Annotated in this window: 11 protein-coding genes; 3 read left to right on the plus strand and 8 right to left on the minus strand. The window is 60.4% G+C overall.

Going from position 1 to position 12,337, the window contains the following annotated elements:
• Positions 1–13: 13 nt before the first annotated feature.
• Positions 14–382 carry a cupin domain-containing protein gene (locus ATN38_RS28130; protein ID WP_058039220.1) on the minus strand — a complete coding sequence of 123 codons (369 nt, stop codon included), beginning with the start codon at positions 380–382 and terminating at the stop codon, positions 14–16.
• Between the two features lie 250 nt (positions 383–632).
• A complete protein-coding gene (locus ATN38_RS28135; protein WP_007734140.1) occupies positions 633–1,196 on the minus strand; it encodes a TetR/AcrR family transcriptional regulator in 564 nt (187 codons plus the stop codon).
• A gap of 98 nt (positions 1,197–1,294) precedes the next feature.
• Between ATN38_RS28135 and ATN38_RS28140 the strand changes: the two genes are divergently transcribed.
• Both ATN38_RS28140 and ATN38_RS28145 read left to right on the plus strand, forming a co-directional pair.
• Positions 1,295–2,521: an amidohydrolase family protein gene (locus ATN38_RS28140; RefSeq protein ID WP_235867743.1), complete on the plus strand. Its 1,227-nt coding sequence runs from the start codon at positions 1,295–1,297 to the stop codon at positions 2,519–2,521.
• On the plus strand, positions 2,518–3,390 hold the full coding sequence (locus ATN38_RS28145; RefSeq protein ID WP_020906257.1) for an alpha/beta hydrolase: 873 nt from the start codon (positions 2,518–2,520) through the stop codon (positions 3,388–3,390). Before ATN38_RS28140 ends, ATN38_RS28145 begins: the two co-directional genes overlap by 4 nt.
• Before the next feature lie 163 nt (positions 3,391–3,553).
• Here the strand turns inward: ATN38_RS28145 and ATN38_RS28150 are convergent, their stop codons facing one another.
• Positions 3,554–4,864: an FAD-binding oxidoreductase gene (locus ATN38_RS28150; RefSeq protein ID WP_042449434.1), complete on the minus strand. Its 1,311-nt coding sequence runs from the start codon at positions 4,862–4,864 to the stop codon at positions 3,554–3,556.
• 257 nt (positions 4,865–5,121) lie between these two features.
• Positions 5,122–6,462 carry an MFS transporter gene (locus ATN38_RS28155; RefSeq protein WP_058039219.1) on the minus strand — a complete coding sequence of 447 codons (1,341 nt, stop codon included), beginning with the start codon at positions 6,460–6,462 and terminating at the stop codon, positions 5,122–5,124.
• Positions 6,463–6,863: 401 nt separating this feature from the next.
• Between ATN38_RS28155 and ATN38_RS28160 the strand changes: the two genes are divergently transcribed.
• Positions 6,864–8,081, plus strand: coding sequence for a CdaR family transcriptional regulator (locus ATN38_RS28160; protein WP_041814672.1), 1,218 nt, complete (start codon positions 6,864–6,866; stop codon positions 8,079–8,081).
• Positions 8,082–8,721: 640 nt separating this feature from the next.
• Here the strand turns inward: ATN38_RS28160 and ATN38_RS32980 are convergent.
• The 4 genes from ATN38_RS32980 to ATN38_RS28175 form a co-directional block, all read right to left on the minus strand.
• On the minus strand, positions 8,722–9,138 hold the full coding sequence (locus ATN38_RS32980) for a PQQ-binding-like beta-propeller repeat protein (protein WP_256932192.1): 417 nt from the start codon (positions 9,136–9,138) through the stop codon (positions 8,722–8,724).
• A 19-nt stretch (positions 9,139–9,157) separates the two neighbouring features.
• Positions 9,158–10,147 (minus strand): hypothetical protein, encoded by a 990-nt coding sequence (locus tag ATN38_RS28165; RefSeq protein WP_256932193.1) that lies wholly within the window; start codon positions 10,145–10,147, stop codon positions 9,158–9,160.
• A 142-nt stretch (positions 10,148–10,289) separates the two neighbouring features.
• Positions 10,290–11,591, minus strand: coding sequence for a TrpB-like pyridoxal phosphate-dependent enzyme (locus ATN38_RS28170; protein WP_003945451.1), 1,302 nt, complete (start codon positions 11,589–11,591; stop codon positions 10,290–10,292).
• 257 nt (positions 11,592–11,848) lie between these two features.
• On the minus strand, positions 11,849–12,307 hold the full coding sequence (locus ATN38_RS28175) for a PaaI family thioesterase (protein WP_003945940.1): 459 nt from the start codon (positions 12,305–12,307) through the stop codon (positions 11,849–11,851).
• Positions 12,308–12,337 lie beyond the last annotated feature (30 nt).

Here is a 12,337-nt window from a genome sequence, read left to right on the forward strand (position 1 = left end):
CGGATTCTCTCGGTCATACGTTGTATACGACGAACACCTTGCGTACGGTCTCGGTGACCGTCCACGTACCCTTCCATCCGATTGGGAAGATTGCACTCGTACCGGCAACGAGATGTACGGGATCGCCGTCGTCCTCCTCCACGGTCATGGCGCCGGAGACGATGGTGATGATCTCGCCGCGGGTGAGGAACTCCCACCGCGACTTTCCCGGTTCGCTCTCCCAGACTCCGGATTGAATGCGGCCGTCGTCACTGGTGAACTCGACATCTGCACGAGTGATGATGTCTCCGCCGAGTGGCTCTGCACTGGGTTGGCCGAGCAGTGCTTGCTGGAAGATCCCACTTGCGCTGTTCAACTCTGCGGCACGGAAGGCAATGGTCACAATTCAATCCTGACTTTCGAAACTCATGTGAATCATCGGACTTGTCGATGATGTCGTGTGTCTGCTGAGCCGGGATACATTCACTTGTCGCATCTTTCGGCGTTTCGCTCGTACAGATGTCGAAAGGGTGATCGACCATCATTCAACCGGGGCTCAGGGAACCGTCTCACGCCGAAACATGCCCGAGCCCAGGGAAAACGCCCCCGCGCCGGTGATCTCGAACGGGGGTGATCGGTTGTGTATGAGGGGTTTACGTGGTGGACGCTGTCAACGAGGTGATGAAGCGCTCGGCTGCCGCGTCGACCTCGGCGTCGGGGGTGAGCAACCTCTGTAGCAACAGTCCTCGCAGACATGCGGTTGCGATGATGCTCTGCTGCTTTGCGTCCACCATTGTGAACCCTTCGCGGAGGGCCGCCGCTTCGAGGAGGTGCGCCAAATCGTCGAGGTCGGCGGCGAAATCTTGAAATGCTTTGTGCTCGTAAACCGCAAGTCCGGCCAGGTGAAAAAAGGTGCGGCTTCGATCTTCGTGCTCGGCGTTCGAGTAGAAGGTCCAGATCGCCCTGCACAGGGCCGCGAACCCGAGATCCTTGCCCATCGCGGCGATGACGAGGTTGTCACGGCGGCGAGCTTCCGACAGCACGGCGCTGAGGAGCCCCGGTCGTGATCCGAAGTGATAGGTCAGCAGCGTGTGGTGCACTCCGAGTCGCTCCGCTACTTGGCGCATCGACAGCTTCGGGCTTGGGCCGGTTTCACCGAACTCGTCGAACAGTGCCTGCAACAGTCGCTCTCGACCCTCCCCAACCGGCGATCTCACGCTACCTCCATTGACGGGTTCACCACTGTTGAGTACGGTACCGCATATCGAATTCACCAGTGTTTAGGAGAGTGGTTTCCAATGCTCGGGAGGTCCCTTTGACTGACGTATGGTTTGCCGGCGGCATGGTCGCGGATGGATCGGGCACCGACCCGGTCGAAGTCGACGTGTGCGTGAGTGGCGGCATTGTCACCGCGATCGGACAGGCGCCGTCGGGTTCGACGACAGTTGACTTGGACGGCATGCTTCTGACTCCGGGGCTGATCGATGCTCATGTGCACCTGGGTATTTCGAGTCCGATCCGAAGGCAATTCGGGTTTGAGCTCTCGGCAGCCGAACTGGCTGCGGGCATCTTCGCCACCGCGGGCGATGCCCTCGACGCGGGCTTCACCACGGTGCGAGACGTCGGTGGCATCGACGGCGGAGTCGTCGACGTTATTGCGAGCGGCAAGGTGCGTGGTCCGCGTGTCCTCTCGTGCGGTCCTGTGCAGTGCCAGACCGGTGGACACGGCTACTACGGGGCCGCATGGGAGCCGACCGAGCTGTGGAACATGCACCACATTCCCGGGCTCTGCGCCTTGTCCTTGATGTCGGGTAATGCCGACGAGCTACGACGCAACGTGCGCGAATCGTTCCGCCGAGGCGCAACATTTCTGAAACTGTGCGTCACCGGCGGTGTCGTCGGAGGCCATGACAGCCTCACCGACACACAGTTCACCGTCGAGGAAATCTCCGTGGCAGTGGAAGAAGCAGCGTCGCGGGGCACCTACGTCACGGTGCACGCGCACAACAATGCGGGCATTCGCAACGCAGTGCGAGCCGGTGTCCGGTGCGTGGAACACGGCACCGACATCGACGAAGAGACCGCCCAGCTGATGCGCGAGCATGACGTGGCTCTGGTCCCTACCTTCGCCGTGGTCGAGCAGTTGACGGACACCGAGAGCATGGACCTGGACCCTGCAATACGAGACCGCGCCGCCGGAGTACGTCAACGCATGGCCTCGGCACTCGCGGTCTCTCGCGCAGCAGGCCTGAGGATCGGCCTGGGCTCGGACCTCATCGGGCCGCACCAGCAGCGCCGAGGCGAGGAGTTGCGCTTGCGGGCCGAGTTGGAGTCGCCGATGCATGCTCTCGTATCGGCCACCAGCGTCAACGCCGACATCCTCGGTATCGGGGAAAGCGTCGGAACTATCCGCGTCGGAATGCAGGCGGACATGGTCGCCTGGCAGCAAGACCCGCTCCACGACGCCAAGGTGTTCGCCGATCCGGACATGGCTGTTCTCGTCGTGAAGGCCGGCCACGTAGTGAAGGGAGAGGTTCGATGAGCGCAATGCTGCACGGATGTTTTGCAGACACGGAGTACTTCGAAATAACGGCGAAGTCGGGGTACAGCTACGGCATCTGGGTGACCACACCCCCCGGCTACGCGGACTCCACGGATCCCTTACCGCTGATATACGTGATGGACGGCAACTGGGCTGTAGGTCTTACCGCCCCGCTCATCGTCACGCAGGCAGACCCGTATCTGACGATCGCCCCGTACATCCAGGTCAGCGTCGGTTATGCCGGTGAAGAAGCTGCCAACTGGGCACGACTACGCAACCGCGATCTCGTGCCGCCCGGGGAACCGGTAGGCGACGAAATGACGGCCACTCTTGCCGCTGCTCGCGACTCGGGTGCAATGACCCAGGAGTATGTGGACGCCTACCTCGAGGAGCTGGCAGACACCCACGCGGACGTCTTCCTCGACTTCCTGACCAACGAACTCCACCCTCGCCTGTACTCGTCGGAGCTACGTGTCAGCGAGTCCGGGCACGGACTCTTCGGGTACTCGTACGGAGGCCTTTTCGCCCTCTACGCATGGCTGCGCGACGCGCCCCCATTCGCGACCTTCGGTGCGGGTAGTCCCGGAGTTGTGAACGCCGACAGCCAGATCCACACACTGGTCGAGGCACTGCCCGAGCGTGGCGTGGGCTCAGTTGTTCCGCAGCTGCACGTCACGCTGAACGAAGCCGAACTGACTGGACCCATTCCGATCTATCGCGGACTGTCACGCAACGTTCTCGCCGTCGTGGAGCAGTTGCATGGCAAGGGACGGTCGCAGGATGTTTCGACCGCGTTGTTGCACGAGACGCACGTAACCGGGCTGCAGGCATCGTTCCTGAGCTACTTGAAGAGCTGCCATGCACGTTAGCTCTCCGTCCCGGAGGCGATGTGCCGCTGACACGTTCTAGGGCGATTTTCCGTAGACGCCGTTGAAGGAGAAGTCGGCTGTGGGTGTCCACCACGTAGCGGACACCCACAGCCGTGTCTATTCAGTTGTCGCGGCTATCGATTCTCCAAGCCGGACAAGACTTCTAACCCATGACCGTCCCGGTCGACTCGGCATTGGGTGCCCGAAGGCGGGAGAATGCGCCGAGGTCGATTTCGAGCCCGGTGTGCATCCCGACATAGGTCAGGGGATCAGCGTCGTGATCGTGTCCAGCTTCCACCTGGTCGATGATCCTGGACATGAGGCGCCCAGCGATGGGCGCATTTTTGAATTGGTTCCCGCTGGTGCCCATGGCGACGTAGAAACCTTGCCTGTCTGTCTTGTCATAGATCGGGGTCCAGTCGGATGCTGCGTCGTACACGCCGGCAATACCTTTCGGTTGTGACGGGACCTCCAGGGTGGGGAAACGCCTGGCGGCGCGGAAAACCTGCGCTTCGAACCGGGCAACAGTGCGATTCGGGTTGGCGGTATCAGGGTCGTCGATCCACTCGAGCGGATCGCAATCCGGTTCGGTTCCGCCGACAAGGAAACCGTTTCCAGGTTCGGCTCGCATGTAGGTTCCGAGATCCAAATCGGCGATCATCGGGCCGAGGATCTCGTCGTCGTTGTAGCCAGTGGGTGCGGTGACGTGATGAACTTCCTGGCGCAAGGGCCGAACCGAAACCTTGAAGTCGGCCCCGACGTTCGACAGCTTGTTGAACGCTCCTGACCAGGGGCCGGCGGCATTGACGACAATCTTGGATTTCACACTTTCCCCGTCGTCGAGCCCTAGCTGCCAGATGCCGTCAGGCAACTGCTCGACTGCCACTACACGCGTGTTGTATGCGAAAACCGCACCGTGCGAACGTGCTGCCGCAGCAAGATTCGCGGCAGCCAGTTGCGGGTCGTCGACGAACCCCGCCTGAGGTGTGTACAGCGCGCCGAGCGTGGTTTCGGCATCTGCGAAGAAGGACTCCGAGTCGACTGGCTTCGGAGGATAGTATTTGCCGGCGTCGATACCGGGAATCTTCTCGACGAGTGTCGTTGCGTCCCAAAGCTGGTAATCGATTCCTATCTTCTCGAATAATCCGATCGTGCGCGCGTGGGGCGCGACGTCGACATCGAGCAGTGCCATCCCGCATTGCCGAAACTTCGCAAGCGCGCCGTCGACTGTCGCGTTGAGATGCTCGCTCCAGTTTTGCCAGCAATGCAGCGACTCCCAAGCCGCAGCCATACCGTCGAATGTGGAGTAGTTGAACCGGATAACCGCACTGGATGCACTGGTCGAGCCGTAGCCCGGACCACCAGACTTGTCGATGACCAGGACTTCGTAGCCTCGAGCGGCCAGTTCGTAGGCGATGGAGCTGCCGATCACTCCAGCTCCGACCACAACTGCATCGGTCTTGTCGGTAGGCACTTTCGGCCTCTCTTTCTACTGATGGCTTCGCCGGATCGAAAGCACAGCTGTTCGATCCGGCAAGCTTGGGTTCTGGTAATTCCGACGCCGTCGACTTCCTCTGGAGAGCTTCATCCCGACTTCTCGGATTCGGCTCTGTCTTAATGAATTTGGCACCTGAAAGTCCAGAGGTGTTCGTCGTCCTCAACTCTCTCGTGGCGGCCATCGGAACGCTATCGACAGCTGCGCAAAAAATCACACCCGTGGCGCGTCCGTTGTCAGAAATGTTTCGTCGGGCTGCCCTGCGTGGCAGACCAGTTTTTCGTTTCCGGAATCCCTCGCCACAGAATGGGAAGCGCGATCAAAGCGATGGCGGTCGCATAGAAGGCAGGCGACAGATCGCTTCCAGTGGCGTTGACCAGTGCTGCGCACACCAGAGGAGCGGTCCCTGCAAAAAGTGCATATGCGATGTTGTAGGGGATTGCCGTGCCGGTGAATCGCGCATGCGTCGGCATCATTTCGAGAATTACGAGCAAAGCGGACGCGAGTAAGGAAAGCGCGAGGACCAGAGAAGCCAGTGCAACGGCAATCGCGAAAATGTTTCCGGTACCGATGAGCATGTAGCTGGGCACCGAGACGAAAACTGACATCACCATGCCGATTCTGACGAGTGGCCTCCGGCCGATTCGGTCGACTGTGGCGCCGAAGAAGATGAACAGCGGTACTGCGAGAACCAAAGCGCCGGTTGTCATCAGCAGTGCAACCGTGCTCGGAACATCGGCTGAGAGAACCAGAAATGTCGGCATGTAGCCGAGCAGCATATGAGTAACGACACCGAGCGAGGCGAAGTACACGAAGGACGTGAGCAGAGTCCGCCAGTGATTGCGGAACAGATCTGCGAGTGGGCGGGTTGGAAGGGAATCGTTTTCTTGCATTTCCTTGAACGCCGGAGTCTCCTCGACGGCAAGCCTCATGAACAGGCCCACCATGGCGACAACGCCTCCGATGATGAACGGCCAACGCCATCCTCCGTCGGCGAAGTGCTCAGCGCCGACCGAGCTGAATGACAAGACTGTGACCGTGGCCAAGATGCTGCCGACAAATGACGAAGAGCTGATTATCCCTGCGTACAAGCCTCGGCGGTGGGACGGCGCATGCTCGACGACGAAGGTGGCAGCTCCGGTGTATTCGCCCCCGGCCGAGAATCCTTGAACCAATCGGCACAGCAGCAGCAACAGCGGTGCGGCAACACCGATCGAAGCGTACGTCGGTAGGAGACCGATTGCCGCCGTCGAGCAGCCCATGAGCGTAATTGCCAGGGACAGTGACCTCCGTCGGCCGAGGCGGTCACCAAGCCGTCCGAAGAATATGCCGCCGGCAGGTCTGGCCAAGAAGGCGACTCCGTAAAGAGCGAAGGTGGCAAGCAGTGCGCCACTGCCGAACTCCGGAGGGAAGAACACTGTCGCGAGAACTGCGGCAGTGAAACCGTAGATCGTGAAATCGAACCATTCGACGATGTTGCCTGTCGCCCCGGCGATCAGGGCCCTACGGCGCGCCGATCGACGTCCAGGTGGAGTCTCGGTTTGATGCCCTGCAGGAGCATTCGCTGTGCCGGTCATGATGATTCCTCTCGGGATATGCTGAATGGCAACGGCTTTGCGACATCACGGTCACCGATGTCATTCGAGGTATTCGACATTGAAAGAGGTCGGTGGGATTCGATGTTGAACTGGCGAACGAAGGTCGTTTGTCGATTTCGGGTCGGAGGCGACCTCGTCTGAGGGAGATCGTGCCGGCCGGCCTCGCGCCCCACTATGCAAATCCCACGGCTGCAACAGCTCTCGTCGCTGCCACTTCTGCCGGTTTGTGGACCGAGTGAAGACGTCACGGGTCTCGAGTGCTTGGCATGAAGCGAGCCTATGGCGCAAAAGTTAGTTGCATCACTGTCATGTGTTCAATTTTCTACGTAGAAATTTGGGCATATGTTGCAAACCGGAGAGGGGGCTCGTACAGTTCGACCATGGTCGGAGAACTACAGCATTTGGTGGACACTACCGGGCGCCGACTGGACCGTTCCGTTGCGATCGATGATGTACAGATTCGTCTGCTCGCGTACAACTCGCATGACAGTGCCGTCGATTCAGTCAGAATGAATTCCGTTCTACAGCGGAATGTTTCACGCGAGATCGTAGACTTCATCTACGCGAGTGGAGGCCGTGAAGCCCTCGATCTCTTCACTGTTCCCGTCAACGAAGAACTAGGGCTGACCCTTGGCCGGGTCGGGATGCCGATCCGGTACCGCAATGCGCTGCTGGGCTTCGTCTGGCTGTTGACTTCGGAGGGCGAAGTTGACGAGGATCAAGCCGAGGTCTTGAGGCGCACGGCTGATGCGGCAGCGATGATCCTCCACCGCGAACAGTTGCTGGACGAGTTGTCCCGAAGTCGGGAGCGGGAACTTACTCGAGACGTCCTGTCGGGCGAGCGGTCGCTGCGCGAGGACGCGGCAAACAGGTTGGCCGAGGAGGGCTTGTTGGCTGCGGGTCCAGCAGTCGTGGTCACTGTGTTGCTCCGTCCTGGCGACCAGTCGACATTGACCGAAAGAGATCGTCTGAGTGTTGCCGTCGGCGTCGATCAGCTTCGTCGGAGGCTCCCGCGGAACAGTGCAATCCAACTCGACCGCCCCGACCACAGTCTGTTGATCGTATCGGTGGCCGAACGCTCGACTCAAACCCATCTGGACTCGCTGATCGTGGCAGCCCGGGAGCGAGTCTTGTCTGAAAGTGGGCGCCAGAACATCGAATGTTGGGTCGGTATCGGTGAACCGCGAACCTCGGTTGCGGATGTGCGCGAATCCTACGAAGAGTCCAGACGTTCCGCAGATGTGGCCCAGGTCGTCAAGGTGCTCGGAAATGTTGTGCGTTATCGGGATCTCGGCGTCTACGGACTTCTGGCCGAACTGTCGGAGGATCGACTCGAGAACAGTATTCACTCAGGTTTGCAGTCCTTGCTCAGCCATGAGGACTCGAAAAGTGAGGCTCTTCTCGCGACGCTGGAGAGCTTTTTGGACAATGCCGGTGACGTAAAGCGAACGTCAGAGGCGCTCTGTGTGCATCGAGGGAGCTTGTACTATCGCTTGCGGCGAATTCAGGAGATAACACGAGCAGACTTGGCAAACGGCGACGACCGGTTGGCCTTGCATTTGAGCCTGAAAGTCGCGCGGCTGTTGGATCTCCGATGATCCCGATCCGAGAAGAGGGGACTGCGGAAGAATCCAGCGGCTGAACGTAGTTGGCGGCTTTCGATCGTCAAGCATGATGGTTCTGGGGTGGGAAAGGAAGCGCGTCGTACATCGGCCGGGGTGGGTTGGCTTGACCTGCTGAGACGTTCATACGTTTGATCGGGCACCTTCTATCCTCCTGTCGGCAGATGCGGCGGAGTGCAACTTTTTCGGGCATTGAAAGTGCAGAATCGTCCAGATGGGTGTCGAGCTGCGTGAAGAACGCGCGTTTTTGCAAACCGAAATGACGACGAATTTGGTCTGAGTTCGGTCCCCCGGTACGCAGATGTTTGCGCGCAAACTGGACTATTTGTTGCCGACTGCAAATTGGGGATTTCGCGACCATCCCGTTGGCTCCCTTTACGGTTGGGTTGGATCAGATACCTGAGTCGGTGCGATTTTTACGCACCCCTCACTGCAGGTCTGGTCTGATCTTTCCGAAATGGGAGTCGCGGAGATATATGCAGTTGTTCGAGATCGTTCCCCCGAAATTGAACAAACGCGCCAGACTGGATTGTGGCCATTGATGCTGCACGTCTAGCCATTTGCTTGCTGCTGAACTGGCTGGTCAGTACGACACGGTATCGGTGATGTTGCCGGCCTAACGCCAAACGGTGAAGTGGTTTTGCCAGGAGAACGACACGTTTTTGCCGGCATTCGAGACGACGACTCCGCGCGGATCGACCTCTGGCGGAAGGGGGACCGACCACATCATCTTTCCGTCGCGAGCCCTGATCGAATGCATGCCGGTGTAGTCGCTGAAGACGAAGTGATCGCCATCAGTCGCACCGCTTCGAACCCAGTACGCGTCTTGCCAGGGTGTTTGCCACAGTTGTCGGCCACTCTCGACGTCGAGACCCGAGATTGTGCGGGTCTCCGGCGACGTGACGAGGATTGTTTTTCCTACCACTGCGGCGATGGCGCTTCCTGTCCCGGCCGTCGCGGTGTTGACGATTTGTGAACTGCGCCAGAGTTCGTCACCCGACTCCGGATCGTAGGCGCCGTCGCCGAGAAACATCGGCACCGCCGTCGAGGGCTTACTCGGGTAGGACGACGATGAGTACGAGGGAATCGGTATCGCACGAATCGTGGATCCGTCGGAAGCCAAGAGGTTTTGGGTTCCGGCATATCCCGACCGGCCGCCGACACTGGTGAGGAACAATCCGTTCCCGGTAGGGACAAGCGAATCGCCCTCGAATCGGAATCGCTCGGCGCCGGACTGCAGATCGTAGATTCGATAGCGGTACTTGCGGGTCCCCGCCGTCGCCCTGTTCCATCGCAATGACAGTGTCGGTGTGAGGGACCGTGTAGACGGCTCCGAACTTCTCACTTGGTTCGAAGGTACGCACGAAGTTGGCAGTCAAATTGGTTGTGGTGCCGCTGGCAAGAATTCGTGTTCGAACCGTTCCGTCCATCCTTTCGCCGGACGTGTACACGGTGTCTCCGGCGATGGTGGCGCCATTGAGATCGAAGTCGGTTCCGAGGTCGGACATCAGAGTTCCGGTCGCGGTATCGACAAAGATCATCCGTCGATCGCCCCAGCACGCGATGATCGTGGATTCGTTCTGCTGACTGCACTGGCCGATGACTCCGCCGATTCGCGTTTTCCACAGCGGACTTCCGTCGTCGGGATTCACCCCGACGAGTGTGACGGCACCGACTCCCTGACTCGACGAAGACTCGTCGGTCTTGGGAAGCGGATAAGCAGTCGCGGCCACCAGCACGTCACTGACTTGGTACGTGTTGCCGTAGCCGTAGTAGCTATCGAGCGTGGAAGGCATCGACAGCAGCACGTCCCCGGGGTTGTCCGTGAGCGCTCGGACATCGAGTTCCCAGGCTTGTTGCGGAGGATCGGAGAGGTCTACGTCGACAACGCCTTGCTCGACGATCGGACCGCCTGTCTTCTGCTTCGGCCATGCCGCATCACTGGAGTCGGAGATTACCGATACGACGATGAACGCGATCGCCACGAGCAATGCCAGTCCGAGTGCGACCAGTTTCCAATGTTCCTTCAACCGAAGCTGCATCGAAAGACCGTAACCGATCGATCAAACTGATCGGTTCGTTTCGCGGACGGCCGGCACGATGTCGATCGCGAGATCGAGCCCACGTGCTCGGTGTGACGAAGTGTGGTGGCCTCGTACGCACGAGACCACCACACCGACGGCGTCAGACGTAAGGCGAGTACGCCGGAAGATCCAACTGACCGTTGCCGGACAGCCCGATCACGATCACCTCGGGTTCGGTGACGGCACGGGCGTGAGCGATAGCGCCGGCAACCGCGTGGGTTGATTCCGGAGCCGGGATGATTCCTTCGGCGCGGGCGAAAATCAGACCTGCCTGGAGTGCGTCGTCCTGATCGACGGCAATTGCATCCATGAGTCCGAGGTTGACCGCGTGCGAGACCATCGGCGACATGCCGTGGTAGCGGAGGCCACCGGCATGGATGGCCGGCGGTACGAAATCCTTACCCAGAGTGTGCATCTTGAGCAGCGGCGTCAGGCCGGCGACATCACCGAAGTCGTAGCGGTACTCGCCCTGGGTGAGGGACGGGCATGCCGACGGCTCGCAGGCGACCAGACGAGTCTTGGTGCCTTCGCGAAGGTTTCGTCCCAGGAACGGGAAGGTGAGTCCGGCGAGGTTGGAACCGCCACCGGCGCAACCGAACACGGTGTCGGGGACGGCGTCGCCGGCTTCTTCGAGCTGGACCATTGCTTCCTGACCGATCACGGTCTGGTGCAGCATGACGTGGTTCAGCACGCTACCGAGTGAGTAGTGCGTGTTCGGATCCTGCGCAGCGACCTCGACGGCCTCACTGATGGCCATACCGAGCGAGCCGGTGGTGTCGGGATGCGACTTCAACAGTGCGCGTCCGGCTTCCGTCAGGTCCGAAGGCGACGGGTGACAGATTCCGCCGTACGCCTCCATCTGGATGCGTCGGTACGGCTTCGAATCGAAGGACGAGCGAACCTGCCATACCTCGACGTCGAGTCCGAGCAGCGCGCCCGCGAACGACAGCGACGCACCCCACTGTCCCGCACCGGTTTCGGTGGTGAGCTTGGTGGTTCCCTCGATTGCGTTGTAGTAAGCCTGCGCGACAGCAGTATTCGGCTTGTGTGAACCGACCGGGCTCACGCCTTCGTACTTGTAGTAGATGCGAGCAGGTGTGCCCAGAGCGCGCTCGAGTCGGTGCGCGCGGAACAAGGGAGAGGGCCTCCACATGCCGTAGATCTCGCGAACCGTCTCCGGGATCTCGATGTAGCGCTCGGTTGCGACTTCCTGCGCGATGAGGTTCATCGGGAACAGCGGCGCCAAGTCCTCGGGGCCGAGCGGCTCACGAGTGCCCGGATGCAGGTGCGGGGGAACAGGCTCGGGGAGGTCAGCCGCCAGGTTGTACCAGTGCGTCGGCACTTTCGACGGGATGGAGACGCCCAAAGGCTCGAGCGAACGGTTGAGTGGGGTGGTGGTCAACTAACTCTCCTTCGTGGATTCGGTACCTGATCTTGGCGGTCGTAGCGACGACGCGTACGGCATTTGCCGGATCGGGGATCCTGAGAGGAGCCTGCTGGACCACCCGATATCGGACCGGGCAGCACGCAGTTGCGGCTGACCGTCAGCGGTCGGGCCACCAGAGGTGCGCAGTGAGCAGGGTCACGAGCCGATCGTACATCGGTACTCGCACCCTGCTCACGTCGGGCGCGGCTACATTCTCGCCATCCTTCGTCGGCTCAGCGAAAAATCATGCACGTCGTGGTTCCATGCGCCACCAACTTGCCGTTCTTGTCGAGGACCTTGCCCTCTGCGGTCGCGGTGCGCCCGCCCACGTGAATGACACTGCCGTGGGCTGTCAGCTCGTCACCGTCGAGAGGCACAGTGCGGATGTAGTTGAGCTTGAGTTCGAGGGTCGTGTAGCCGACGCCCGCGGGAAGCATCGTGTGTACCGCGCAGCCCATGACCGAGTCGAGCAGCGTTGCGCAGATGCCGCCGTGCACAGTGCCGAGCGGGTTGCTGAAATCGGCGCGCGGGGTCAGGGCGAAGCTCACGGATCCTTCGTTGACCTCGCGCATCTCCATGCCGAGGAGGCGTCCGATGCTGGGTCGGTCGTTGACCTGCGTTCCCATCCAGCGGAGAAGTTCGAGGCCTGTCATCTGCGCCGGATCGACGGTCGCGGTTGTCTCGTCACTCATTGTTTCATCCCATCACTATGTAGGTCGTCA

The sequence above is a fragment of the Rhodococcus sp. FH8 genome, assembly GCF_019266085.1.
Taxonomy (GTDB): domain Bacteria; phylum Actinomycetota; class Actinomycetes; order Mycobacteriales; family Mycobacteriaceae; genus Rhodococcus_F; species Rhodococcus_F qingshengii.

Coding starts and splice junctions, on each gene's coding strand:
- ATN38_RS28145 (WP_020906257.1), top strand. CDS start 2,518: ATGAGCGCAATGCTGCACGGATGTTTTGCAGACACGGAGTACTTCGAA.
- ATN38_RS28175 (WP_003945940.1), bottom strand. CDS start 12,307: ATGAGTGACGAGACAACCGCGACCGTCGATCCGGCGCAGATGACAGGC.
- ATN38_RS32980 (WP_256932192.1), bottom strand. CDS start 9,138: ATGTTTCTCGGCGACGGCGCCTACGATCCGGAGTCGGGTGACGAACTC.
- ATN38_RS28165 (WP_256932193.1), bottom strand. CDS start 10,147: ATGCAGCTTCGGTTGAAGGAACATTGGAAACTGGTCGCACTCGGACTG.
- ATN38_RS28155 (WP_058039219.1), bottom strand. CDS start 6,462: ATGACCGGCACAGCGAATGCTCCTGCAGGGCATCAAACCGAGACTCCA.
- ATN38_RS28160 (WP_041814672.1), top strand. CDS start 6,864: ATGGTCGGAGAACTACAGCATTTGGTGGACACTACCGGGCGCCGACTG.